Raw genomic sequence first — 22,992 nt, forward strand, 5'->3', positions numbered from 1 at the left:
AAGGATCGGGAGCGCAACAGACAATGATCCGGTCAGCGCGCGTTGCGATACCAGGCCAGCACCGCCAGCCGCACGGCGGACGAGAGATTGGTGGTCTCGCGGCTTTCGTCGATTTCGCGGATGAGGCCGGCGAGGCTCAATTGACGGCTCGCCGCTATATCCTCCAGACCGTGCCAGAACGCGGGTTCGAGCGCAATCGAGGTGCGGTGTCCGGCAATCGAGAAGGAGCGCTTTTCCATGCCCGGATCATGTCATGGTCTGGCGTTCAGGGCTTCTTGCGGAACGAGTCGAGGCTGACGACCTTTTCACCGGGGGTCTCGCCGCTTGCGTCATCCTCTGCAGCCTCTTCGGTGCGGGCGTCGGCTTCGTCCTCCGCCTCGTCACGGTCATCGGCAGCGGTTGCCGGATCGAACTGCAGGCCGAACTGTACGGAGGGGTCGAAAAAGCCCTTGATGGCGGAGAAGGGCACATGGAGCATTTCGGGCTGGCCATTGAAGCTCAGGCCCACTTCAAAACTGCTCTCGGTGACCTTGAGGTCCCAGTACTGGTTCTGGAGAACGATGGTCATTTCCTTGTCATACTGCTTGAGCAGTTCTTCGCTGATGCGCACGCCAGGCGCGCGGGTGGCGAAGGAAATGAAGAAATGGTGTTCGCCGGGCAGGCCGGTCCGGGACACCTCAGCCAGAACCTTGCGCACGACGCCGCGCAGGGCTTCCTGGGCGAGAATGTCGTATCGCATGTGGTCTTCGGCCATAATGCCCTCGCTCCAATCGTCTCTCGGACAGAATCCGAACGGCCCATATCAGCCCTACGTTCCCGGATAATTCAAGAACAAAGGCCGCAGGAAATTCACGCAAATGGAATTGAGTGCAGGCTTCTGTTGCCAGGTGCCTGCGAACCCCGCCTGTCGCCCGGCTAGGAGCGGAGGACTTAATTCCCAGTGCTAGCACCGCTTACGCGGCGAGAGCGACCGGAGCCTTATGGTTGTCATTTGCAACTATAAGTTTCGGACCGATAACGGTGGTACCTCACCGAGCAAAAGCACACTCTTTACGCCCTCGTCGATCCTGTTTCGTCCCCATTGGCTCTTCCCGTTGAAGAGGAGAGATGGTGGAGACGCCGGGTACTGCCCCCGGGTCCGATGGGTTTATTACAATGACCGTTTATCGCCATAGCCCTTGCGGGCACTCTCTATATAGGGGAGCCCTTCGACGGATGCAAACGCGCCCCGATCAATTCAGTCCCGATTAACCGCACCAATGCATGCTGGCGGCCCGAATGGAGGGGCCGATGAAGACCAGCAACCAGGCCTATTGGCGGCGTCGCGGCCGCAGGCGGCGCGTCAACGCGCTTCTGGCCCGGCTGTCCATAGTGCCCACTGCCATGCTGGCAATGATGATTGGCTCCCTTGCGGTGCTGAGTCTTGAGTACGCCGGGCTTGGTGCATGGCTGTCGCAGGCCTTGCCGGCAGCAACGCCCACGATCGATGCGGCCGTGGTGCGAAGCTTCGGCCCCTGCGGCTCCCACCGCTTTACCTGCGTGGTCGATGGCGACACATTCTGGCTTGATGGCACAAGGATCCGGATCGCCGACATCAACACGCCCGAGATTTCCGCGCCCCAATGCGCGCATGAAGCCTTGCTGGGGCGCCGGGCGAGCGATCGGCTGGCGCAATTGCTGAGTGCGGGGCCGTTCACGCTGTCCGGCGTCGAGCGAGACGAGGATCAGTACGGCCGCAAACTCAGGATCGTGAGACGCGGCGGCCAGTCGCTGGGCGGCCAGTTGGTGGCCGAAGGACTGGCGCATGAATGGCAGGGCCGTCGTGAAAGCTGGTGCTGAAGAGGCTTTACAGCCCTATGAGCTCTGCTGGACAAGAGGCCGGTGATGGGCTCTGCTGGTGTGTGCGGAGAATGACATCATGGCGCTGGTGCCGATAAGTGGGCGGGAATGCGAAGGCTGTACGGCCTGTTGCGCCTTTCCACCCATTCATACCGATACGCTGCAGAAACCTGCCAATATTCTCTGCCCGCATTGTGTCGAAGGGCAGGGCTGTTCGGTCTATGCGGTCCGGCCGGGGGTCTGCCAGGGGTTCTTCTGCGGCTGGTTCTTCCTGCCCGAACTGGGGCCCGAATGGCATCCCAAACGGAGCGGGGTGGTGCTTCGGTCCGAGCATTTCGATCAGGACGTGGTGACCTTGCTCGTCTTGCGCCTGTCATCTTTTCTCGTGTCGGAAGATTTTGCCGGGATGATCGGCGCCTGGGTCGAGCAGGGCGTGGGCGTCGAATTCGAGCGGCTTGGTCCGCCCGGTCACCTGCCTGCCAAGATGCGCATCAACGAGCTGCTGGAGGATGCGGTTGCCGCGCGGGACCTGCGGGCCATGCACAAGATCTTCGCCTGGTCGCTGTCCCATATCGACCAGACCCATGAGTGGGAGCCTGACGACACCGTCTTCCAGTCGGCCTTGGCGTAAGGTCAGCCGTTCCACTTCATCTTCATGTACACCCCGCCCGCCTCCAGTTCGTCCAGCATCTGGGTGAGGCGCTTCTGCTTGGTCGCCTCCTGCTTGGCGTTGTTGATCCACATCAGATAGTCATTGCGCTGATAGGCCGGGCGAGCCTCGTAGCGCGCCGTCAGGTCCCGCGCCTCAAGCGCTGTGCGCACGAAGTCTGGCATGGGCTGGAGCGGGCGAAACAGCTTGCCTGGAATGGGCGAGCCGAGAATGTGGTGGTCGAGATCGGTCTTGGGCCTACCCATCCGATCCTCCTGTGGTTCGTGGCTTCTGCGGGCACCATAACAGCCCGGATGCGCGATAATTGTCAGTTGAATTCCTGAGCCCGCGTCCTGTCGCGCGAATCGCGCTAGATTTGGCTCATGCAGCCCTATCTTCAGCTACTTTCCGACATTCTCGAAAACGGCGCCGACAAGTCGGACCGCACCGGCACCGGCACGCGCTCGCTGTTCGGCTACCAGATGCGTTTCGATCTCTCGAAGGGCTTTCCGCTGGTCACCACCAAGAAGCTGCATCTCAAATCCATCATCTATGAACTGCTCTGGTTCATCCGCGGCGAGACCAATGTGCGCTGGCTGCAGGAGCGGGGCGTGACCATCTGGGACGAATGGGCGGACGAGAACGGCGATCTCGGCCCGGTCTATGGCTCGCAGTGGCGGTCCTGGCCGGCGCCGGATGGCCGGCATATCGACCAGCTCCAGAACCTCGTCGACTCAATCCGCGACAGGCCGGATTCGCGCCGCCATATCGTCTCGGCCTGGAACCCGGCGGAAGTGGACAAGATGGCGCTGCCACCCTGCCATTGCCTGTTCCAGTTCTATGTCGCCAATGGAAAGCTCAGCTGCCAGCTCTACCAGCGCTCAGCCGACAGTTTCCTCGGCGTGCCGTTCAACATCGCCTCCTACGCGCTGCTGACCCATATGATGGCGCAGGTGACCGGGCTGGAGGTGGGTGATTTCGTCCATACGCTGGGCGATGCGCATCTCTACTCCAACCACTTCGAGCAGGCGCAATTGCAACTCAGCCGCGAGCCGCGCCCGCTGCCCAGGCTGGTGATCAATCCGGAGCGCAAGCGGCTTGAGGACTTTGTTTTCGAGGACTTCGCCTTCGAGGGTTACGACCCGCATCCCCGCATTGCCGCGCCCATCGCGGTTTAGGACGGCTGGGAATAGAATTTCCCTATCCCCCGCTCCGCACCACGTTTCAGATTGCTCTCGATTTCCCTCCATAAGACCGGCTAGAACTACGCCTGATCCAGAGGGAGCAGGGTCCATGCGCTTTTCTGCACTTGCCTGCGGCTTGCTCGCGTTTGCGCCGCCCGCCTTTGCCAATGACACCGCCGCGGTGCTGACCACGGGCGGGCTGGAATTCGTCTCGCATGGCGAGATCGCCATGGAGAGCGAAGAGCTGTTCATCTCCAAGGAGGAGATCCGGGTCGTCTATACGTTTCGCAATGACAGCGACGTGGACCACGACCTCCTGGTGGCCTTCCCGATGCCCGACATCGTGCCCAATCACTGGTCGCCGATCGCCTTTCCTATGGGGCCGTCCGACAATCTGTTCGCGTTCGAGACGACCTTCAACGGCGCCCCGGTCCGCGCAACGCTGCACGAATATGCCTATGCTGCCGGTGTGGACCGTACCAAGACCCTGACCAAGCTGGGCCTGCCCATTGTCCCGATCAGCCAGGAGGCCATCGACGCGGTCGATGCGCTGGATGACGAGGCCACCGCGCAATTGCTGCATCTGGGCATGGCCGTCCCGGACGAATTCGACGCCGGGGAGGGCTGGGAAATCCACCACTGGCCCAACTGGACCTATCGGGCAACCTATACCTGGGAGGCGAGCTTCCCAGCCCGGGAGCGGGTGGTGGTCGAGCATCGCTACAAGCCCAGCGTCGGCGGCACGACGGGCGTCAGCTTTCTCTCCGAACCCTATGAGGATGGCTATGATCCGGCCGCCGAATATCTGCGCAAATACTGCACCGACGAGAGCTTCGTTGCGGCCGTGCGCAAGACCCTGCCCAATCAGGACGAGCCCTGGGGCGCGCCCTTCACCGAAAGCTGGATTTCCTACATCCTGACCACGGGCGGCAACTGGGCCGGTGGCGGCATCGAGAAATTTCGGCTGGTGGTCGACAAGGGCAGCGCGGATAATCTCGTGTCTTTCTGCGGCGAGGGCGTCACCAAGATCGGCCCGACGACCTTCGAAATGGTGAAGGAAGATTTCTGGCCGCAGGAAGAATTGGAAATCCTGATTCTGGAGCGGTTTGAGATGCAGTGAGGCGCTGGCTTGACGTCCTCCCACCCACCGCACCGCCCTCGGCTTGACCCGAGGGCCAGTTTCAACGAGTTGGACGTCTCAATTGGTCCTCAGCCAGGTCAGAGGGCAGCACCGTATGCAGGAACGACCCTTGAGCCTAAAGTCACCCCTCACCATCCGACCCGCCACCACCGCCGACGCCAAACTCATCGTCGACTTCATTCGCCAGCTTGCCGCCTACGAGAAACTCGAACACGAGGCCAAAGCCACCGAGGTCGACATCGCCCGCGACCTGTTCGGGCCCGACCCAAAAGTGTTCTGCGAGATTGCGGAGTGGGAGGGAAAGCCGGTGGGCTTTGCGCTCTGGTTCTACACCTATTCCACCTTCCAGGGCCGCCATGGAATCTGGCTCGAAGACCTCTATGTCGATCCGGCCATGCGCGGTAAAGGCGTGGGCAAGGCTCTCTTGGTGCATCTGGCCCGGCGCTGCGTAGAGGAGGGGCTGGGCCGGTTCGAGTGGTGGGTGCTCGACTGGAACCAGCCGAGCATCGATTTCTACAAGAGCCAGGGTGGCGTCATGCAGGATGAATGGACCAAGGTGCGCGTGGATGGGGCGGCGTTGCTGAAGCTGGGGTCGGGTTAAGCAGCCCTAGCCTACTACAGAAGTCAGTACTCAGAGGCTGATTTCTGCTCTCGCCCTTCCAGCTCAGCAGGCGCGTCAGCGTATCAAGTTTGCATGCACACGTGGCCATAGCCGAACACGATTTTCGTTCGTGTGGAATTGCCGGGAACCCATCGCGGCTGCACCCGTTGGGCGATGTGCCTAAGGGCATGGAGAAGCTGCCGCAGTGCAGCAAGTTGCACGCTCAGGGCGGACAATCGCGCGTGGGAGGCTTGGCGCCATGAGTGGCGCTTCTGCTTCGCAGTTGTGACACGACAGAGCCGGGTCCTGTGCTGATCCGGACTGCAAATGATCATCAGGTTGCAACGGCGTCCAGCGCGCCGTCGGTCCCGTTCGCTCAAAAATCCGGAACCTTGCTAAGTCGGTTCCGAACAATGAAAGGAACGCAAAGATGATTAATCTCAAACGAACATTAGTAGCCACGGCCGTTGGCGCGACAATGCTGACGCCGGTTGCTTTTGCCCAGACGCCGGCGGGCTCCGCTCAGGAGGAGCAGCACTGTCAGGCCTTGAATGATCTGACGCGAGACCAGGGCGAACGCTTGCGGCCCGAATGGATCGAGCAAAGTCGCGGTATCGTCCAGGCCGGCGATGAGGATCGTTGCCTGACCTACTTTGACCAGGCTAATCGGGCGCTGGGCTCCGATGGTCAGGATGTCGACCGGGATGCCGCCGCTCAGATTGTTGTGACCCAGCCTGACCCTGAAGTCGACGTTCAGCAGCGCGCGCCGTTGGTTTCAGTGACACAGCAGGAGCCGCAGGTCCGGGTTAACCAGGGCCAGCCTGAGATCATCGTCCGCCAGGCGGCGCCGAACGTGCGCGTGCAGGTACCGCAGCCAATAATCACAATCGACATGCCGCAGCCCGAAATCATAGTGCGGATGCCCGAGCCAGATGTGGCCGTGACCAATCCCGAACCCCAGGTCGAAGTGCGCCAGCAGCCGCCTCAGGTGAGCGTCAGCCAGCCGGAACCCCAGGTCTCCGTTCAGGCAGAACAGGCAACCCAGGGCGAAGGCGCTGACGTTGAGCTTCAGCGTCAGGAAGCGCAGGTGGAAGTCCGGAGCACCGGCAACGCACAGATCGATGTGCAGCGTCAGGATCCCTCGATCCAGTATGAAGCGGCCGAGCCGAACATCGAGGTCCAGCAGGAAGGTGAACCGGAAATCCGCTTCAACCAGACCGGTGAGCCCAATATCCGTTTCGAAGAGGGCCGGGCGTCAGGCGAGGATGCGGCGCAGCGGCAGAATGCGTCGGGCGTCAACGCTCAGGTCGACACCGAACGAGCAAACCAGCTATTGCGCGAGGACCAGCCCATGGAAGCTGGCCGGGCGCTTCAGTATAATGTTGCTGACCTCACCGGTCGGGAACTACACAATGCTCGCGGGGATGAACTCGGCACGGTAGACCGCGTCGTAAACTCTGCGAATCGGCAGTATCTGGTTCTTGCCGAAGGCGGGTTCCTGGGCTTCGGAGAACGCGAAGTCGCCATTCCTCTCGACTCGGTTTCGGTCATGGATGGTCAGCTTGTCATGCGGGGCATGACCCAGCAGGATATTGACGCGATGCCGGCCTTTGACAGCCAGAACGCTGAGCCGATCGACGGGCAAGTGCAGATCGGGACACTTTAAAACGAGGTAGATTCCGACTTGAGGCCGGCCCCACAAGGGCCGGCTTTTCGCTGTTTTGCGACTGGCGTGTTGTTCGTTCATCGGTACGCTGCCAAGCTGGCTTGCGACGATGTTTCCAAGCTCGCCGTGAGATAAAAAAGCGGATGGCAGGCGAGCAGTGGGCGCGCAAAACCGCTTGGCACTTGGTCCACGAGTGATTTCTTTTCTGCCTTACGTTCTTGCCCCGAACCCGCTAAGTCCTCTTAGATGTCAGAAATCGCCCTCATCGCGGCCGTGGCCCGCAACAATGTCATTGGTGCCGACCAGGCCATGCCCTGGCACATTCCGTCCGATTTTGCCTGGTTCAAGCAGACCACGATGGGCAAGCCCATGGTGATGGGCCGCAAACAGTTCGAGACCTTTTCCAAGCCATTGGCGGGGCGGCCGCATATCGTGGTGAGCCGGCAGCACGACTACCGACCCGAGGGCGTGCTTGTGCGGCACAGCCTGCAAGAGGCGCTGGCGGCGGCGCGGCGGCTGGCGGAAGCCAGCAACCAGAACGAAATCATGGTCATCGGTGGTGGCGACATTTACGCACAGGCCATGCCGCTGGCCGACCGCCTCTATATCAGCCATGTCGATCTGGCGCCGGAGGGGGATGTACATTTTCCGCCTGTCGACCCCGCAGAGTGGCGGGTTGTCGCCGAGCCGGAGGTGCCGCGCTCCGAGCGGGATGACGCGGACTATACGATCCGGGTTTACGAACGTGTTCACGGCTCCGCGCATTGATCGCGGGCCCTGCTTGCCTATATATGGCAACAACGATTTTTCTCAGACACCGAAAGGAATGCGATGCCTTGGGAGAATAATGGTGGCGGAGGCGGCCGTAACACTGGCGGACCGTGGGGCCAGGCGCCGGGTGGAGGCGGCGGCGGTCCACGCCGTCCGGGCGGAAACACTCCCAATCTCGAAGACATCCTGAACCGTGGGCGCGCCCAGTTCGGCGGTGGCCTGCCGGGCGGTCGCTGGCTGATTGTTGGCGGTATTCTCGTGCTCGGCGCCTTCTGGGTGCTGAATTCTGTATATACAGTCGAGGAAGCGGAAGTCGGCGTGGAGTTCCGCCTGGGTGCGCCCAAGCAGGAATTGTCCACCGCCGGTCTGCACTTCCACCTCTGGCCCATCGAGACGGTCGAGAAGGTCAATACCTCGCAGAACCAGACCTCGATTGGCACGGCTACCGGCGCGGGCTCGCGCTCCAATGCCGATGACGGCCTTATGCTGTCGGGCGACCAGAACATCGTCGATGTTCGCTTTGCGGTCCTTTGGTCGGTCGGTAGCCCGATCGACTATCTGATCAATGTCCGCGATCCCGAGGAAATGGTTCGCAACGCCGCTGAAAGCGCCATGCGCGAAGTGGTGGGTCGTCGTCCGGCCCAGGATATTTTCCGTGATGATCGTGCGGGCATCGCCATCGAGGTGCAGCAGATCACCCAGAATATCCTGGATTCCTATGGCATGGGCGTGTCGGTCCAGCAGATCTCCATCGAAAATGCGGCGCCGCCGGCTGAAGTGGCCGATGCCTTCAACGAAGTGCAGCGCGCCGAGCAGGACGAAGACCGCCTGCAGGAAGAAGCCCGTTCCTACGCCAATACCCTTCTGGGTGACGCGCGTGGTCAGGCCGCGGCGCTGCGCGAAGAGGCCGCTGCCTATTCCAACCGCGTGGTGCAGGAAGCGACCGGTGAGGCAGAGCGTTTCAATTCGGTCTATGCCGAATATGTCAACGCCCCCGAAGTGACGCGCAAGCGCCTGTTCCTTGAAACCATGGAGCAGGTATTGAGCGCCTCGGAGAAGGTGCTCGTCGAAAATGGTGCCGGTGGCCAGGGTGTCGTGCCCTATCTGCCCTTGCCGGAACTGCGCTCCCGCACGAACACGACCACCGGTACGGGAGAGTAAGCCATGAGCAATCGTCTTTTCATCATCGGTGCCGTCGTCGTGGCGGCTCTCTACGTCCTGTTTTCGTCGATCTATGTGGTCAATGAGCGCGAACAGGCCATCGTCATGCGTTTCGGCCAGATCACCGATGTCCGCGATGAGCCGGGTCTCTACTTCAAGATCCCGACCGACATCGTGGACAGCGTACAGATCATCGAAGACCGGCTGCTGCGCCAGGACATTGCCGACATGACCGTGCAGGTCTCGGGCGGTGCGTTCTACGAAGTGGACGCCTTCCTGACCTACAGGATTGTTGACCCGGTACTGTTCCGTCAGCGTGCCCTGGGCCAGCTTTCGGTGGCTCAGGATCGTATCGCGACCCGTTTCGATGCGGCTCTGCGTCAGGTCTATGGCTTGCGCGAGTTTAATGCGGCTCTCTCCGAGCAGCGTCCGCAGATGATGGACGAGGCCCGTGACCTCATCCGTCCCGAAATGGCCCAGTTGGGCATCGAGGTTGTCGATGTGCGTATCCTGCGTACCGACCTTGCCGATGAAGTGTCGGAGCGGACCTACGAGCGCATGCGGGCTGAACGTCTGGCCGAGGCTGCGCTGCTGCGTGCCCGTGGTCAGGAACAGGCCCAGAGCCTGCGCGCCATTGCCGAACGTCAGGCTGTGGAAATCGTGGCTGCGGCCACCCGTGATGCGGAAATTATTCGTGGTACGGGCGACGCCCAGCGCAACCGCATCTATGCCTCGGCCTATGGTCAGGACGCGGAATTCTTCGAGTTCTATCGCTCGATGGAGTCCTACCGCACGGCCCTTGGCTCCAGCGGGACCACCATGATCCTGTCGCCCGACAGCGCCTTCTTCCGTTATTTCGGTTCGGATGGCGAAATCCCCGCGGCCAGCACCACTTTCGGGACGCCACTGCAACCGCAATCGGCACCAGCGGCCACGACCAGCCCGGACGAGCCGGCGCTGGACGGCCTTGGTATCGAGGAGACCGTGGCGCCGACCATGACCCTGGAGGACGGTTCGGAACTGCAGCCGACTATCGGGACCGAAGCACCCCCTCCGGCCGAAGAAACGCCGCCGGCTCCGGTCGAAGGCGCAACGCCGACAGAGGCTCCGGCAACCAGCCAGTAGGCGGTTGTCCATTCAATATGAAGGCCGGTGCAGGAGACTGCGCCGGCCTTTTACTTTCCTACGATCGATGAAACGTCAGCGCACGAATTCGTCGTCGTAATAGCCTTGCAGATAGAGCAGGGCGGTCAGGTCGCCATGGTCGATGCGGATCCCTGCCGCCGCCGCGACCGCGGGCTTGGCATGCAGCGCCACGCCGAAGCCCGCAACGCCGATCATGTCCAGGTCATTGGCGCCGTCGCCGACGGCCAGGGTCTGGGAGGGGTTCAGACCTCGTTCATCAACGAGGTCCAGGAGCCGCTTGCGCTTGGTGTCCTTGTCGACGATGGGCTTGCTGACCGTACCGGTGAGGCGGTCGCCATCGAACTCCAGCACATTGGCGATAGCCTCGTCAAAGCCGATCCGCCGGGCAAAGTAGTCGGCAAAAAGTGTAAATCCGCCAGACACTAAGGACGTGTAGGCGCCATAGGCCTTCATGGTCTGCACCAATGCCCGGCCGCCCGGCGCCAAGGTGATCGCCTCGCGGCGAATTTCCTCGATTTTCGAACGCTCTAGCCCTTTGAGCAGAGCCACGCGCGTATCAAGCGCCTGGGCAAAATCGAGTTCGCCGCGCATCGCCCGGTCGGTGATCTCAGCCACCTGCGGCTTGAGATCGAGTGCCGCAGCCAGCTCATCAATGCATTCCTGCTCGATCATGGTGGAATCCATGTCGGCCACCAGCAGCTGCTTGCGCCGCCCTTCGCTTGGCACCACATTGGCGTCGACGGCCCTGGTGCCGATGATTTCACGCGCCAGTTCAAGTGCTTGGGGAGCCGTTGGTTCAAGTATGTCGCAGGCGACGCCATGGTTCAGCCAGTTGAGTTCTCCGCCGGTTTGGGCCACCACAGTTTGGGCCAGTGCCGGATCCAGTTCTGAATCTGCGGGATTGGCAATGAGGGAGAGAACCGGCATGGCGGTAGCAACTTTCGGGAGAGTTCGGTGACGAGCCAAAGGCGCGCTGTGCTGATAGCGGGTCCGACTGCCAGCGGCAAGTCGGCGCTGGCGCTCGCGCGGGCACGGCAGTCCGGTGGCCTGATCGTCAATGCCGACGCCATGCAGGTCTATGACACCTTGCGGGTGGTCACGGCCCGTCCGGGCATTGAGGATGAAGCCCTGGCCGAGCATCGCCTCTATGGCGTGGTGCCCGCGTCCGAGCGCTTCTCGACAGGGCAGTGGATCCGGTCTGTCAAGGCGTTGATGGACGAAACCGACGCGGCTCGCGAACTGATTTTCGTCGGCGGGACGGGACTTTACTTCGATGCGCTGACAAATGGATTCGCGGATGTGCCCGAGATTTCGGCGGCGCTGACACTTGAAGTTCAACAAGAGATTCAAGCGCTCGCAGAGCCCGAGCGCATGGCGCTGCTGGCTTCGGTCGATCCCGGGACGGCACAGCGCCTCAAGGTGGCCGACCCACAGCGGGTCACCCGCGCCATTGCCGTCCAGCGGGCCACCGGCCGGGCGCTGTCAGGTTTTCAGGACGACCAGCAACCTGGTCTTCTGGACGGATGGGCGGTGGAGCGCATGGTGCTCGCGCCTGACCGTGACGTGCTTCGTTGGCGAATAGCGCGACGCTTCGCTGCCATGTTCGACAATGGTGCTGTCGAGGAGGTGGAGGCACTGCGGGCGCGAAACCTCGACCCGTCGCTGCCGGCGATGAAGGCCATCGGCGTGCGCGAGATTTCGCACTGGCTCGATGGCGTCCATGGTCGCGACGCGGCGATTACACTCGCCACCATTGCCACGCATCAATATGCCAAGCGCCAGCGCACCTGGTTTCGTAACCGCATGGGCGACTGGCCGCTGCTGGGCCTGGAAGGCGCGCCGCTTTAGCTGATGGTCTTGAGCAGCCCCAGCCTTTCGCGCAGCGCGAAGCGTCCGACCAGCAGAACAGCGACAAAGGCCAGCCCGGCGGCCAGGCCCAGCCAGATGCCGATGCCGCGCAGGCCCAGGACAAATCCCATCAGCCAGGCGACGGGCAGGCCGACAAACCAATAGCCGAATATGGCCATGACCATGGGCACCTTGGTGTCGCTCAGGCCGCGTAGCGCATGGGCGGCCACCACCTGCGCGCCGTCGACCAGTTGAAACAATCCGGCAATGGCAAGGAACGACGCGGCAAGGATCAGGGCGTTCTGGTTCTCGAGCCGGCCGGGGTCGAGGAAGATCGAGACAATTGCCGGGCCCAGCAGGACGAAAGCCAGCGCCGACACGGCCATGAAGCCTGTCCCCAGCATGAAGCTGGTCCAGCCGGCCTTGCGGATGGCCTCGGGATCCTTGCGGCCATAAGCGATGCCCACGCGCACCGTCGCGGCGATGCCCAGGCCCAGCGGCACCATGAAAGCCAGCGAGGCGCATTGCAGGGCAATGGCATGGGCGGCCAGTTCGTCGGTACCCAGCCGACCCATCAGCATGGCAGCGGCGGCAAACAGGCCCACCTCGGCCATGACCGTCAAACCGATTGGTGTGCCGATGCGGAATATTTCGCGAAAACGCGGCCAATCGGGCTTCCAGAAGCGGATCAGGATGTTGAAGCGCTTAAATCGCCGGTGCCGCAGCACGTAGCCGAGCATCAGGCACAGCATGACGATATTGGTCAGCACGGTGGCGATGGCGGCGCCCCGCAGTTCAAGCCGCGGCAGGCCAAAATTGCCGAACATCAGCAGATAGTTGGCTCCGGCGTTGAAGATAACTCCACCCACCGTGATCACCAGGATGACTCTCGTGGCATCGAAGGTGGAGAGCAGCGAGCGTAGAACAAATACACCCATGGCTGGTGCCAGCATCAACACCGCGATCTGGATGTATTCCTCGGCGCGGGCCGAGAGAACCGCGTCCTGGCCGAGCCAGCCAAAAACGGTACGGATCTGCAGGACGATCGGCGCCAGCAGCAGGGCGAGGAGGATTGCCGCCCAGAATCCCTGCCGCACGACGCGACGAATAGCCTTGATGTCACGGGCTCCACGAGCCTGCGCGGTAAGCGGGGCAACAGCGCCGACGACCCCGACTCCAAACAGGAACAGGGGCATGATGAAAGCCGATGCCAGGGTTCCGGCAGCAAGCGCCTGCGGCCCCAGCCAGCCCATCATCAGGACATCGGTGGCCTGCAAGGCGTTCTGAGCAATCTGGGCAATGACCAGCGGCCAGGCCAGCGCAAAGGTGGCACGGAATTCATCGCCCCAGCCACGCAGGGATGGCGGGATTGGCGCGGCCGGAATAGCCGGCGCGACGTTTTCGCTCATATTCTGTTCTCTCACTCGCACCCAATGCTCTATTCCAATTGGCGGCGACGCGAAAGCGGCGAACAAGTCGTCAGCAGCCCATCGTGCCGGGCGGGGTTTGATTGACTCAATAGAGAATAAAACTGCCGAGGAACCATTCACGGCACCGTGCATTCTTCCGTGCGAGCATCTCGTTGGAGGAACACATGCACAAGATCCTGATTATCGCCGCAACTGCGCTGTCCCTGGCAGCCTGCACCACCACCCAGCAGGGCGCGACCGTCGGCGCCATTGGTGGTGGCATCATTGGCGCCACCGCGACCGGCGGCAACGTAGTCGGCACGGCCGTTGGTGCTGGCATCGGTGCCGTAGCGGGCGCGGCCGCTGGCGAAGTCCTCGGCTATTACGGGACCAGCCGCGACCGCTGCGTCTACGAGCGCCCGGATGGCACCCGCTACATCGATACCTGCCCGCGCGGATAAACGCGGGAAGCCATGCCGCAGCGCCCCCTGCGGTCAAGCGCCCCCAGGCGCCAGACACCCGGTTGGCCCCCCCGACCGGGTGTTCTTTTGCGCAGATCGGCCATGCCATTTTGCACCCGAAACCGGTCTTGAAATGTCGCTGCAATCGGAGATAATTGGGCCATACGTGGCACTTGTCTTGCGCTATCTGAACGACCGGCCTGTCCGGAAACTTGGCTACCTCCTGATCTTGTGAACCGTAAGTCCGGAAGAGTTGCACACTCCCGGATAAACCCTTCCGCCGCATGTTGCGGTACAACAGACCTAGAGGACCAAGACCATGGCCGCCATTACCGGGACCGTGAAATTCTTCAATACAACCAAAGGCTACGGCTTCATCTCGCCCGACAATGGCGAAAAAGACGCCTTCGTTCACATCTCCGCTGTGCAGCGGTCGGGCCTGCAGGGCCTATACGAAGGCGACAAGGTGAGCTTCGAATTGCAGACCGGCCGCGATGGCAAGGTTTCGGCCTCCGAATTGACCCTGCTGAGCTAATCCCCAGGATTGGAAGGGCCCCTAGGGGCCCTTTCTCTTGGCGTGGTAGACTCCATCGATGCGGCTGTGCGACAGAGCCGTCAGACCGATTGCCAGCGGACAGATCATGCGCGACTTCTTGAGATATTGGAGCCCTCGGGTTCAGACCCATGGTGACTTGCGCCAGGCAGGCGCGATGCCCTATGCCCTGCTCGATGGGCGCGTGACGTTTCTGCTGATCACCTCGCGGCGCAGCGGCAAATGGATTTTCCCCAAGGGCGCCATCGAGCCCGACACCACGCCCTGGGACAGCGCTGCCATGGAGGCACTGGAGGAGGCGGGTGTGTCCGGTGAAATCGACAGCGAGCCGGTGGGCAGCTACCGCGCCAGCACGGGCGGCGATGGCGCCATCCTGGTTGATGTCGATCTTTTTCCGCTGAAAGTTACCACCCAGCACGACAGCTGGCGCGAAAAGGACCAGCGTCTGCGCCACTGGGTAACGCTCTCTGAGGCCAGGCGTTTGCTCGCTGATCCTGTGCTGGGACGCCTGGCCGCGAGCCTGCACGCAAAAGTTGCCGGCAACTAGCGCCCGTCAGGCTTGGCCAATCAGCAGGCGCAGGCCCCAGAACAGCAGGCCGGACAATATCGCCGAGGCCGGAACCGTAATTACCCAGGCCGCGGCGATGGAATAGACGTGGTGCCGGCGCACCAGCAATCGCGTTTCCACCTGGCGAGCATTGGCCAGCGCTTCCTCCGGGGTCGCGTTGAGCTGGCTGGCATCCACGAAGCGGGCATTGACCGGCACGGCAGTACCCTCGAGGTCGCGGCGCGAGATGTATTCGCGCAGGAACCCTACGCCGAACACGGCGCCCACGGCAATGTGGGTCGAGGATACCGGCATGCCGAACGCCGAAGCGATCAGCACCGTGACGGCAGCCGAGAGCGCGGCGCAAAAGGCGCGGATTTCATTGAGCTTGGTGATCTGCTCGCCCACGGTGCGGATCAGGCGTGGCCCGAAAAGCGCCAGGCCGAGCGAGATGCCGATGGCGCCAATGGCCAGCACCCAGAAGGGCAGGGCGATGCCGGCGACTTCGCCATGGCCGGTCTGGATGGTGGTGACGATGGCCGCGAAGGGGCCGATGGCATTGGCAACGTCATTGGCGCCATGAGCGAAGGACAGCAGGGCGGCTGAAACAATCAGCGGCAGGCGGAACAGATGTGCCACGTGCTTCTTGCGATTTTCCATGTGGCGCGACTGATGCCGCACCCAGGGCATGGCGGCAATCCAACCCAGTACGCCAAAGCCCAGGCCGAGCAGGAAGGTGACGCCCCAACCCGGCTTCCAGACACGGCTCAGCCCCTTGGTAGCCAGGTACATAGCGAAAATGCCGGTCATCACGGCGACAAAGACCGGCACCCAGATGCGGGCCGAGGTGATCTTGTCGAGACGGGTGGTAATGGTGGCGCGGATAATGATCAGAAAGATCGCGGCGATGATGCCGCCCATCATCGGTGAGATCACCCAGCTGGCCGCGACCGCCCCGATCATGGGCCAGTTGACGATGGCAAAGCCGGTCGAGGCAATGCCGGCGCCGACCACGCCGCCGACCACGGCATGGGTGGTGGAGACCGGCGCGCCGATAACGGTGGCCAGGTTCACCCAGAGCGCCGAAGCGAGAAGGGCCGCCATCATCACCACGATAAAGGTGCGGGCCTCCATCTCGGGCGAGATCAGCAGATCACGAGCGACGGTGTTGACGACATCGCCGCCTGCCAGCAACGCCCCGGCGGCCTCGAAGATGGCGGCGATGACCAGCGCGCCGACCATTGTGAGGGCACGTGAGCCCACCGCGGGGCCCATATTGTTGGCGACATCGTTGGCGCCGACATTGAGCGCCATGTAGCCGGCGATCAGCGCGGCTATGACGACTACATAGGTGTTTGGACCTTGGCCCATTACGAAACTGGCCCAGACACCCGCGACCAGCAGGAACACCAGGGCTATGCCCGGCGCTGCCAGCGACCGGGAAAGGTCATGGGTGGCGGCTTCCAGGCCCGTAACCCGCTGAAGATCCTTGTCGAGCGCGCTTTTGCTCATGTCACCGAACTGTCATAAATGGCATTGGTTCCGCCATTAGCATCTCGTCGGCTCGCTGCCAGCCCCAAATTGAAGATAGAAGGGCGGGTGTGCACCAGATTCGTCGTCCGTCCACGATAGAGCAGGTGTGTGGCGGCTTGACTTCGCCCCGGCAGTGCTTTTATCAATGCGCCGTCTAGAATTTTTGGAGCGGTCCAGTGCGGGCACTCATTCTCGTAGTAGGCAGGCGCATCGGCAACGTGGGGTAAAACCCCGCGCGAAAGCTGGTGCGCCGAAAACAGGTCCCAAACGGGGCCTTTTTTATTGCCTTTTTTCCGCTGCGCGGGAGAGGCGGCAGGCAGGGACAGCCCTTTTGGGCAACAGAATTAGGAAGGGCTGACAATGGCCGAGAAAATGACCGGCGCTGAAATGGTGATCCAGGCGCTGACCGATCAGGGTGTCGAGCACATCTTCGGCTATCCCGGTGGCGCCGCGCTGCCGATATACGACGCCATGTTCCAGCAGGACGTTGTCCAACACATCCTGGTGCGGCACGAACAGGGCGCGACCCATATGGCCGAGGGCTATGCGCGCTCCACCGGCAAGCCCGGCGTGGTCCTGGTCACCTCCGGCCCCGGCGCCACCAATGCAGTCACCGGCCTCACCGATGCGCTGATGGATTCCATCCCCATGGTCTGCATCACCGCGCAGGTCCCCACGACGCTGATCGGCTCGGACGCCTTCCAGGAATGCGACACGGTCGGCATCACCCGCAGCTGCACCAAGTACAATTATCTGGTCAAGCGCGTGGAAGACCTGCCGCGCATCATGCATGAAGCCTTCCATATCGCCACGACCGGCCGGCCGGGCCCGGTGGTCGTTGATATTCCCAAGGACGTGCAGTTTGCGCTGGGTGACTATTACAAGCCCGATCTCGAGACCCTGCGCCACCAGTCCTATCGCCCGCAGCTGGACGGTGACGCCGCAGCCATCGAGGCGGCGATCGACCTCATGCTCAAGGCCGAACGGCCGATCTTTTATACGGGCGGTGGTGTCATCAATGCCGGTCCTCAGGCCTCCGAGCATCTGCGCGAGCTGGCCGAACTGACCGGCTTCCCGGTGACCTCGACGCTCATGGGCCTCGGTGCCTTCCCCGCGTCCAATTCGCAGTGGATGGGCATGCTGGGCATGCACGGCACCTACGAGGCGAACCTCGCCATGCATGACTGCGACGTCATGATCAATATCGGCGCGCGCTTCGACGACCGTATTACCGGCCGCATCGATGCCTTCTCGCCCAATAGCCGCAAGATCCATGTCGATATCGATCCCTCTTCGATCAACAAGGTCGTGCGCGTCGATGTCCCGATCATCGGCGATTGCGAGCGGGTGCTGTCGGAGATGGTCCGGGTGTGGCGGAGCAGGACCAACCAGCCGCGCACCGAGGCCATTGCGCCCTGGTGGAAGCAGATCGAGAAGTGGCGCGCCGTTGACTCGCTCGGCTACAAGAACTCGGACACGCTCATCAAGCCACAATACGCTATCGAGCGTCTCTATGAGGCGACGAGGAAGCAGTCCAAGGACGTCTATATCACCACCGAAGTCGGGCAGCACCAGATGTGGGCGGCCCAGCATTTCCACTTCGACAAGCCGAACCGCTGGATGACCTCGGGCGGGCTGGGCACCATGGGCTATGGCCTGCCGGCCGCCGTCGGCGTGCAGGTTGCCCATCCCGATGCGCTGGTGATCGATATTGCCGGCGAAGCCTCGGTGCAGATGACCATGCAGGAGATGTCGACGGCGGTGCAGTATCGGTTGCCGATCAAGATCTTCATTCTCAACAATGAGCGCATGGGCATGGTTCGCCAGTGGCAGGACCTGTTGCATGGCTCGCGCTATGCCCATTCCTATTCGGAATCGCTGCCCGATTTCGTCAAGCTTGCAGAGGCTTACGGCGGAAAGGGGATTCGGTGCGAGAACCCGGCCGAGCTCGACGCCGCCATTGCCGAGATGCTCGACTATGACGGCCCCGTGCTGTTCGACGTCATCGTCGAAAAGGACGAGAACTGCCTGCCCATGATCCCCTCGGGCAAGCCGCACAATGAGATCATCCTGCCCGATACCGCCAATATCGGCTCCATCATCGACGAGAAGGGACGCCAGCTGGTTTAGGCCGGCCGCGGAGGACACAGAGACATGAACGCACATTTGCAGCCCACCGGCTCGGCCTATTTCCTGACCCAGGAAACCCAGCAGACCGAGCGTCACACCCTTTCCGTGCTGGTGGATAACGAGCCGGGCATTCTCGCCCGCGTCGTCGGCCTGTTCTCGGCCCGTGGCTACAATATCGAGAGCCTCACGGTCAGCGAGACCGAACACGACAAGCGACTTAGTCGCATCACTGTCGTCGTCATCGCCACGCCCAAGGTGCTGGTGCAGATCAAGACTCAACTCGAGCGGCTGGTGCCGGTGCACAAGGTGCATGACCTGACTGCCGAGGGCGCCTATCTCGAGCGAGAGTTGGCGCTGATCAAGGTCAACGGCTCGGGCGACAGCCGCGCCGAAACACTGCGGCTGGCCGATGCCTTCCGCGCGCAAATCGTCGATGCGACTGTGGAGAGCTTCGTCTTCGAAGTGACTGGCAAGCCGTCCAAGGTCGACAGCTTCATCACGCTTATGCAGCCACTCGGGCTGGTCGAGGTGGTGCGCACGGGCCTGGCCGCCATCAGTCGCGGCCCCGAGGGCATGTAGCTCAAACGCTGATCGCTCTTATCACAAGGTTCGATTGGGCGGCGCGCCCAGTCTGGTGTATGGCAGGCGGATATAGTCTCGAGCGCCTGCCATGACCCTCCTCTCCGTCAATCTCAACGCCGTCGCCCAGCTTCGCAACCGGCGCGACCTTCCCTGGCCGAGTGTGACCGGTATCGCACGCGTGGTGCTCGACGCCGGGGCCAGCGGCATTACCATTCATCCGCGCCCTGACGAGCGGCATATTCGGCGCAGCGATGTGTTCGACCTGTCGGCCCTCTTGCGTGCCGATTATCCGCAGATCGAGTTCAATATCGAAGGCTATCCCAGCGACGATTTCCTCGACCTCATCGAGCTGGTGAACCCGCAACAGGTCACCCTGGTGCCCGATGATCCGGGCCAGGCAACGTCGGACCATGGATGGGATTTCGGGGGGAAAGGCAATTTCCTGACTTCCGTGGTGCAGCGCCTCAAGCGCCCGGACCGGCGCATCGCTCTGTTCTGCGATCCAGATGCCGGGGAGGCGGGCATTGCCGCCGCCAAGGCCACCGGCACCGACCGGGTGGAATTGTTTACCGGGCCTTATGGCGCCTGTTTCGACAATGCCGAACAGGCGGAGCGCGAATTGTCCGCGCTTGCCGACACCGCCCGGGCCGCGCATTCCGCTGGGCTCGAGGTCAATGCCGGGCACGATCTGACATTGCAAAACCTACCGGCTTTTCAAGCCGCCGTGCCGGGCGTTTCCGAGGTGTCCATCGGTCACGGAATCACCGCCGATGCCCTGCTGATGGGTTTTGCCGAGGCAACCCGGCGCTATATCGCGGTGCTTGGCTGAACTGCGCCTGGCGCATTGTTCACCCGGCGAGAACACTCCGTGTGGCCAGCGCGGGGTAAAGCCGCCCTTTCCGGCGGCGTTCATGCCATTCTGTCCGAAAATGATGGAATTTCCTATACTTACATCGCTGTGCCCGGGTCACGCCAATGTAGCCGGCTGACAGAAACGTGCCCTCTTGAGGCTTTCCGTGACAGGCACATATATCGCCTCAGTTACGTTTTGTTACCAAGGAAGGCACACCAATGTCCAAGCTCAAGATCGGCGTCATCATCTCATCCACCCGTCCCACCCGTTTCGGTGAAATCCCGGCCAAGTGGATCCTGGACAAGGCCAATGAACGCCCCGAGCTCGCTGCCGAGATCGTCGACCTGCGCGACTTCGACTTGCCGTTCTTCGATGAAATGGCGTCCAATGCCTGGATGCCGTCGCAGAATCCGAATGCTGTGAAGTGGCAGAACAAGATTTCCGAGTTCGACGGCTTCATCTTCGTGGTCGCTGAATACAATCGGGCCATTACCGGCGCGCTCAAGAACGCCATCGACCAGGCCTATGTGGAATGGAACAAGAAGGCGTTTGGCACTGTCGGTTACGGCACGGTGGGCGGCGCACGCGCCATCGAGAACTTGCGCACCATTGGCGTTGAATTGCAGATGGTATCGACTCGCTCTGCGGTCCATATCGCCGGCGCGGACTTCATGGCTGTTCACCCCGGCTTTGGTGGCACCAAGACACTGGACGATCTTGAAGGCTCAATCGGCAACTCCACCAAGGACATGTTGGACCAGCTCGTCTGGTGGGGCACCGCCATCAAGGCCGCCCGCGACGAGGACGCGATCAAGACGGCCGAGGCCGCCGAATAAATGCGAAGACCTCCAGGTCCTCGTTTGCCAGGCAGGGGTTGCTCCGAAAGGAGCGGCCCCTGTTTGCGTGTGAACTATTAAGGGTTGCGGGTGTTGTGTGTGACGGGTGACGGGTGTATAGCGGCGCCCGCCCTGAAACAGCGAGAGCCCCCCAGCTCATGACGCATGCGGAAACTGCCGGCCAACAGGCCGGTGACGTAGCGACCGACCAGGCCAGCCACCCAACATCCGGTTTGCCCCTCCTCACTCTGGGAGCCATCGGCGTCGTCTATGGCGACATCGGCACCAGCCCCATCTATGCCTTCCGGCAGGCGATGGCGGTGCGGCCTGGCGTGGCCGCGACGGAAACCGAAGTGCTCGGCCTGCTCTCGCTCATTGTCTGGGCTTTGGCGCTCACCGTCGCCCTTAAATATGTGTTCTTCGTCACGCGCGCGGACAATAATGGTGAAGGCGGCACGCTGTCGCTGATGGCGCTGGCGCGAAAGACTTTCGACAACCCGCCGGTCTGGATCACGGCGCTCGGCGTGGCCGGGGCCGCGATGTTCTATGGCGACGCTATGATCACGCCCGCCATTTCGGTGCTCTCGGCCGTGGAAGGCCTGGAACTGGTCGCGCCGCACATGACCCGCTGGGTCGTGCCGATTACCCTGGTCATCATTCTGGGCGTGTTCTTCGTCCAGCGCTTCGGAACGGGCAAGGTGGGCGTGGTGTTCGGCCCGATCACTGCGATCTGGTTCCTGGTCATGGGCTGGATCGGCCTCTACCACATTATCCAGAATCCTTATGTGCTTTGGGCACTCAACCCCTGGCATGGCGTTGATTTTCTGATCACCCATTCCGGCATCGCCTTTGTGGTCATGGGTGCCGTGTTCCTGGCCGTTACCGGCGCCGAGGCGCTTTACGTCGACCTGGGCCATTTTGGCCGCAAGCCGATTGTCATTGCCTGGTTTGGCCTGGTCTTTCCCTGCCTCCTGCTCAACTATTTCGGCCAGGGGGCTTTCGTCCTGGGCGTCGGCCCGGAAAACGTCATTAGCCCTTTCTTCGAGATGCACCCGGACTGGGCACTGGGTCCATTCGTGGCTCTGGCCACCATGGCGACGATCATTGCCAGCCAGGCGGTGATCTCGGGCGCCTTCAGCCTGACCCAGCAGGCCATCGCGCTTAACCTGTTGCCGCGCATGATCGTGCAGCACACCTCGCAGGCGCAGCGCGGACAGATCTACATGCCGCAGATCAACACGATGATCATGATCATGGTGCTGATTCTGGTGGTCAGCTTCGGCAGCTCGGGTGCCCTCTCGAGCGCCTACGGTATCGCCGTTTCCGGCATCATGACGGTGACGCTCGCGCTTCTGCTGGTGGTGATGCGGCGCAACTGGAAATGGCCAATGGGCGCCGTTGTTGCCTTCGGCGCATTGTACCTCGTCATCGACGGCGGCTTCTTCGCGGTCAACTCGGCCAAGATATTCCAGGGTGGCTGGGTGCCGGTCGCCGTGGCAATCGTTGTGTCGGTGGTGATGGTCAGCTGGATGATGGGTCGCCGGCGACTTGCGGAAAAGACCCGCCGCGACGAGGTGCCGCTCGAATTCCTCGTCGAGAACCTGGCCAAGAAGAAGCCGACTACGGTGCCGGGCACGGCCATCTTCCTCACCAGCGATGTGGAAGGCGCGCCGACCGCGCTGCTGCACAGCCTCAAGCATTACAAGGTGCTGCATGAGCAGAATGTCATCCTGACCGTGCGCACCTCGACTTCGCCGCGCGTGCCGGACGACGAGAAGGTAACCATCGACGCCTATAACGAATTGTTCTTCCGCGTCGTCGTGACCTTCGGCTTCATGGAGGAGCCCAATATCCCCAAGGCGCTGGCGCTGGCCCGCAAGCTGGGCTGGAAGTTCGACATCATGTCGACCTCGTTCTTCCTGTCACGGCGTTCGCTGAAGCTGGGCAACAAGTCGGGTCCGCTGCGCTTCTGGCAGGACCGGCTGTTCATCCGGCTGGCACGCAATGCCAGCGACGCGACCGAGTATTTCCACATCCCCACCGGGCGGGTCGTGGAAATCGGGACGCAGGTGATCATCTAGC

General features: G+C 62.1%; 24 protein-coding genes and 1 other RNA gene. 18 read left to right on the forward strand and 7 right to left on the reverse strand.

Annotated elements, in window-relative coordinates; all coding sequences use genetic code 11:
* Positions 1-32: 32 nt before the first annotated feature.
* From ACXYMS_RS04420 to ssrA, 3 genes are all read right to left on the reverse strand, one after another.
* Positions 33-239: a ribbon-helix-helix domain-containing protein gene (locus ACXYMS_RS04420; protein WP_458904005.1), complete on the reverse strand. Its 207-nt coding sequence runs from the start codon at positions 237-239 to the stop codon at positions 33-35.
* Between the two features lie 26 nt (positions 240-265).
* Entirely contained in the window at positions 266-754 is a 489-nt protein-coding gene (locus ACXYMS_RS04425; protein WP_458904007.1) for an SspB family protein, read from the reverse strand.
* A 112-nt stretch (positions 755-866) separates the two neighbouring features.
* Positions 867-1,225, reverse strand: a transfer-messenger RNA (tmRNA) gene (gene ssrA / locus ACXYMS_RS04430).
* Positions 1,226-1,290: 65 nt separating this feature from the next.
* Between ssrA and ACXYMS_RS04435 the strand changes: the two genes are divergently transcribed.
* A complete protein-coding gene (locus ACXYMS_RS04435; protein WP_458904009.1) occupies positions 1,291-1,839 on the forward strand; it encodes a thermonuclease family protein in 549 nt (182 codons plus the stop codon).
* A gap of 58 nt (positions 1,840-1,897) precedes the next feature.
* Complete coding sequence (locus tag ACXYMS_RS04440; protein ID WP_458904010.1) at positions 1,898-2,470, forward strand: CxxCxxCC domain-containing protein; 573 nt, start codon at positions 1,898-1,900, stop codon at positions 2,468-2,470.
* A gap of 2 nt (positions 2,471-2,472) precedes the next feature.
* Here the strand turns inward: ACXYMS_RS04440 and ACXYMS_RS04445 are convergent, their stop codons facing one another.
* Positions 2,473-2,754 (reverse strand): YdeI/OmpD-associated family protein, encoded by a 282-nt coding sequence (locus ACXYMS_RS04445; protein ID WP_458904012.1) that lies wholly within the window; start codon positions 2,752-2,754, stop codon positions 2,473-2,475.
* 117 nt (positions 2,755-2,871) lie between these two features.
* Between ACXYMS_RS04445 and ACXYMS_RS04450 the strand changes: the two genes are divergently transcribed.
* The 7 genes from ACXYMS_RS04450 (at position 2,872) to hflC (ending at position 10,137) form a co-directional block, all read left to right on the forward strand.
* Positions 2,872-3,666 carry a thymidylate synthase gene (locus ACXYMS_RS04450; RefSeq protein WP_458904014.1) on the forward strand — a complete coding sequence of 265 codons (795 nt, stop codon included), beginning with the start codon at positions 2,872-2,874 and terminating at the stop codon, positions 3,664-3,666.
* A 115-nt stretch (positions 3,667-3,781) separates the two neighbouring features.
* Positions 3,782-4,792, forward strand: a complete 1,011-nt coding sequence (locus tag ACXYMS_RS04455; protein ID WP_458904016.1) for a DUF4424 domain-containing protein — start codon at positions 3,782-3,784, stop codon at positions 4,790-4,792.
* Between the two features lie 82 nt (positions 4,793-4,874).
* Positions 4,875-5,414 (forward strand): GNAT family N-acetyltransferase, encoded by a 540-nt coding sequence (locus ACXYMS_RS04460; protein ID WP_458904017.1) that lies wholly within the window; start codon positions 4,875-4,877, stop codon positions 5,412-5,414.
* Positions 5,415-5,844: 430 nt separating this feature from the next.
* Positions 5,845-7,080, forward strand: a complete 1,236-nt coding sequence (locus ACXYMS_RS04465; protein ID WP_458904019.1) for a PRC-barrel domain-containing protein — start codon at positions 5,845-5,847, stop codon at positions 7,078-7,080.
* A gap of 246 nt (positions 7,081-7,326) precedes the next feature.
* Positions 7,327-7,848: a dihydrofolate reductase gene (locus ACXYMS_RS04470; RefSeq protein ID WP_458904021.1), complete on the forward strand. Its 522-nt coding sequence runs from the start codon at positions 7,327-7,329 to the stop codon at positions 7,846-7,848.
* A gap of 63 nt (positions 7,849-7,911) precedes the next feature.
* Complete coding sequence (hflK, locus tag ACXYMS_RS04475) at positions 7,912-9,012, forward strand: FtsH protease activity modulator HflK (RefSeq protein WP_458904023.1); 1,101 nt, start codon at positions 7,912-7,914, stop codon at positions 9,010-9,012.
* Between the two features lie 3 nt (positions 9,013-9,015).
* Entirely contained in the window at positions 9,016-10,137 is a 1,122-nt protein-coding gene (gene hflC, locus ACXYMS_RS04480) for a protease modulator HflC (protein ID WP_458904024.1), read from the forward strand.
* Between the two features lie 75 nt (positions 10,138-10,212).
* Here hflC and serB read toward each other — a convergent pair whose 3' ends face one another.
* Positions 10,213-11,085, reverse strand: coding sequence for a phosphoserine phosphatase SerB (serB, locus tag ACXYMS_RS04485; protein WP_458904025.1), 873 nt, complete (start codon positions 11,083-11,085; stop codon positions 10,213-10,215).
* 27 nt (positions 11,086-11,112) lie between these two features.
* On the opposite strand from serB, the gene miaA reads away from it, so the two are divergent.
* Positions 11,113-12,006 (forward strand): tRNA (adenosine(37)-N6)-dimethylallyltransferase MiaA, encoded by an 894-nt coding sequence (gene miaA, locus ACXYMS_RS04490; protein WP_458904027.1) that lies wholly within the window; start codon positions 11,113-11,115, stop codon positions 12,004-12,006.
* Here the strand turns inward: miaA and ACXYMS_RS04495 are convergent.
* Positions 12,003-13,415 carry an MATE family efflux transporter gene (locus tag ACXYMS_RS04495; protein WP_458904029.1) on the reverse strand — a complete coding sequence of 471 codons (1,413 nt, stop codon included), beginning with the start codon at positions 13,413-13,415 and terminating at the stop codon, positions 12,003-12,005. The two genes, miaA and ACXYMS_RS04495, sit on opposite strands and share 4 nt — an antisense overlap.
* 185 nt (positions 13,416-13,600) lie before the next feature.
* Between ACXYMS_RS04495 and ACXYMS_RS04500 the strand changes: the two genes are divergently transcribed.
* The 3 genes from ACXYMS_RS04500 to ACXYMS_RS04510 all read left to right on the forward strand — a co-directional run bounded on the left by ACXYMS_RS04500 (position 13,601) and on the right by ACXYMS_RS04510 (position 14,976).
* A complete protein-coding gene (locus ACXYMS_RS04500; RefSeq protein WP_458904030.1) occupies positions 13,601-13,876 on the forward strand; it encodes a hypothetical protein in 276 nt (91 codons plus the stop codon).
* Positions 13,877-14,195: 319 nt separating this feature from the next.
* Entirely contained in the window at positions 14,196-14,411 is a 216-nt protein-coding gene (locus ACXYMS_RS04505; RefSeq protein WP_458904032.1) for a cold-shock protein, read from the forward strand.
* Positions 14,412-14,517: 106 nt separating this feature from the next.
* Entirely contained in the window at positions 14,518-14,976 is a 459-nt protein-coding gene (locus tag ACXYMS_RS04510) for an NUDIX hydrolase (protein ID WP_458904033.1), read from the forward strand.
* Between the two features lie 6 nt (positions 14,977-14,982).
* On the opposite strand, the gene ACXYMS_RS04515 is transcribed toward ACXYMS_RS04510, so the two are convergent.
* Positions 14,983-16,488 carry an inorganic phosphate transporter gene (locus tag ACXYMS_RS04515; protein WP_458904035.1) on the reverse strand — a complete coding sequence of 502 codons (1,506 nt, stop codon included), beginning with the start codon at positions 16,486-16,488 and terminating at the stop codon, positions 14,983-14,985.
* Between the two features lie 381 nt (positions 16,489-16,869).
* Here ACXYMS_RS04515 and ACXYMS_RS04520 point away from each other — a divergent pair, with 381 nt between their 5' ends.
* The 5 genes from ACXYMS_RS04520 (at position 16,870) to ACXYMS_RS04540 (ending at position 22,991) form a co-directional block, all read left to right on the forward strand.
* Positions 16,870-18,639, forward strand: coding sequence for an acetolactate synthase 3 large subunit (locus tag ACXYMS_RS04520; RefSeq protein ID WP_458904037.1), 1,770 nt, complete (start codon positions 16,870-16,872; stop codon positions 18,637-18,639).
* A 24-nt stretch (positions 18,640-18,663) separates the two neighbouring features.
* Entirely contained in the window at positions 18,664-19,218 is a 555-nt protein-coding gene (ilvN, locus tag ACXYMS_RS04525; RefSeq protein WP_458904038.1) for an acetolactate synthase small subunit, read from the forward strand.
* A 91-nt stretch (positions 19,219-19,309) separates the two neighbouring features.
* Entirely contained in the window at positions 19,310-20,050 is a 741-nt protein-coding gene (locus tag ACXYMS_RS04530; protein WP_458904040.1) for a pyridoxine 5'-phosphate synthase, read from the forward strand.
* Between the two features lie 242 nt (positions 20,051-20,292).
* On the forward strand, positions 20,293-20,910 hold the full coding sequence (locus tag ACXYMS_RS04535; protein WP_458904042.1) for an NADPH-dependent FMN reductase: 618 nt from the start codon (positions 20,293-20,295) through the stop codon (positions 20,908-20,910).
* Positions 20,911-21,068: 158 nt separating this feature from the next.
* Positions 21,069-22,991: a potassium transporter Kup gene (locus ACXYMS_RS04540; RefSeq protein ID WP_458904044.1), complete on the forward strand. Its 1,923-nt coding sequence runs from the start codon at positions 21,069-21,071 to the stop codon at positions 22,989-22,991.
* Position 22,992 lies beyond the last annotated feature (1 nt).

The organism is Devosia sp. CAU 1758 (assembly GCF_054482695.1).

What these genes read in the sequence shown, in the direction of transcription:
- ACXYMS_RS04445 (WP_458904012.1), bottom strand. Translation starts at nt 2,754, where the DNA reads ATGGGTAGGCCCAAGACCGATCTCGACCACCACATTCTCGGCTCGCCC.
- hflK (WP_458904023.1), top strand. Translation starts at nt 7,912, where the DNA reads ATGCCTTGGGAGAATAATGGTGGCGGAGGCGGCCGTAACACTGGCGGA.
- ACXYMS_RS04510 (WP_458904033.1), top strand. Translation starts at nt 14,518, where the DNA reads ATGCGCGACTTCTTGAGATATTGGAGCCCTCGGGTTCAGACCCATGGT.
- ACXYMS_RS04450 (WP_458904014.1), top strand. Translation starts at nt 2,872, where the DNA reads ATGCAGCCCTATCTTCAGCTACTTTCCGACATTCTCGAAAACGGCGCC.
- ACXYMS_RS04540 (WP_458904044.1), top strand. Translation starts at nt 21,069, where the DNA reads ATGACGCATGCGGAAACTGCCGGCCAACAGGCCGGTGACGTAGCGACC.
- ACXYMS_RS04425 (WP_458904007.1), bottom strand. Translation starts at nt 754, where the DNA reads ATGGCCGAAGACCACATGCGATACGACATTCTCGCCCAGGAAGCCCTG.
- ACXYMS_RS04455 (WP_458904016.1), top strand. Translation starts at nt 3,782, where the DNA reads ATGCGCTTTTCTGCACTTGCCTGCGGCTTGCTCGCGTTTGCGCCGCCC.
- ACXYMS_RS04505 (WP_458904032.1), top strand. Translation starts at nt 14,196, where the DNA reads ATGGCCGCCATTACCGGGACCGTGAAATTCTTCAATACAACCAAAGGC.
- ACXYMS_RS04520 (WP_458904037.1), top strand. Translation starts at nt 16,870, where the DNA reads ATGGCCGAGAAAATGACCGGCGCTGAAATGGTGATCCAGGCGCTGACC.
- ACXYMS_RS04515 (WP_458904035.1), bottom strand. Translation starts at nt 16,488, where the DNA reads ATGAGCAAAAGCGCGCTCGACAAGGATCTTCAGCGGGTTACGGGCCTG.
- ACXYMS_RS04465 (WP_458904019.1), top strand. Translation starts at nt 5,845, where the DNA reads ATGATTAATCTCAAACGAACATTAGTAGCCACGGCCGTTGGCGCGACA.
- ACXYMS_RS04470 (WP_458904021.1), top strand. Translation starts at nt 7,327, where the DNA reads ATGTCAGAAATCGCCCTCATCGCGGCCGTGGCCCGCAACAATGTCATT.
- ACXYMS_RS04535 (WP_458904042.1), top strand. Translation starts at nt 20,293, where the DNA reads ATGTCCAAGCTCAAGATCGGCGTCATCATCTCATCCACCCGTCCCACC.
- serB (WP_458904025.1), bottom strand. Translation starts at nt 11,085, where the DNA reads ATGCCGGTTCTCTCCCTCATTGCCAATCCCGCAGATTCAGAACTGGAT.
- ACXYMS_RS04420 (WP_458904005.1), bottom strand. Translation starts at nt 239, where the DNA reads ATGGAAAAGCGCTCCTTCTCGATTGCCGGACACCGCACCTCGATTGCG.
- ilvN (WP_458904038.1), top strand. Translation starts at nt 18,664, where the DNA reads ATGAACGCACATTTGCAGCCCACCGGCTCGGCCTATTTCCTGACCCAG.
- ACXYMS_RS04500 (WP_458904030.1), top strand. Translation starts at nt 13,601, where the DNA reads ATGCACAAGATCCTGATTATCGCCGCAACTGCGCTGTCCCTGGCAGCC.
- hflC (WP_458904024.1), top strand. Translation starts at nt 9,016, where the DNA reads ATGAGCAATCGTCTTTTCATCATCGGTGCCGTCGTCGTGGCGGCTCTC.
- ACXYMS_RS04530 (WP_458904040.1), top strand. Translation starts at nt 19,310, where the DNA reads ATGACCCTCCTCTCCGTCAATCTCAACGCCGTCGCCCAGCTTCGCAAC.
- ACXYMS_RS04495 (WP_458904029.1), bottom strand. Translation starts at nt 13,415, where the DNA reads ATGAGCGAAAACGTCGCGCCGGCTATTCCGGCCGCGCCAATCCCGCCA.
- ACXYMS_RS04435 (WP_458904009.1), top strand. Translation starts at nt 1,291, where the DNA reads ATGAAGACCAGCAACCAGGCCTATTGGCGGCGTCGCGGCCGCAGGCGG.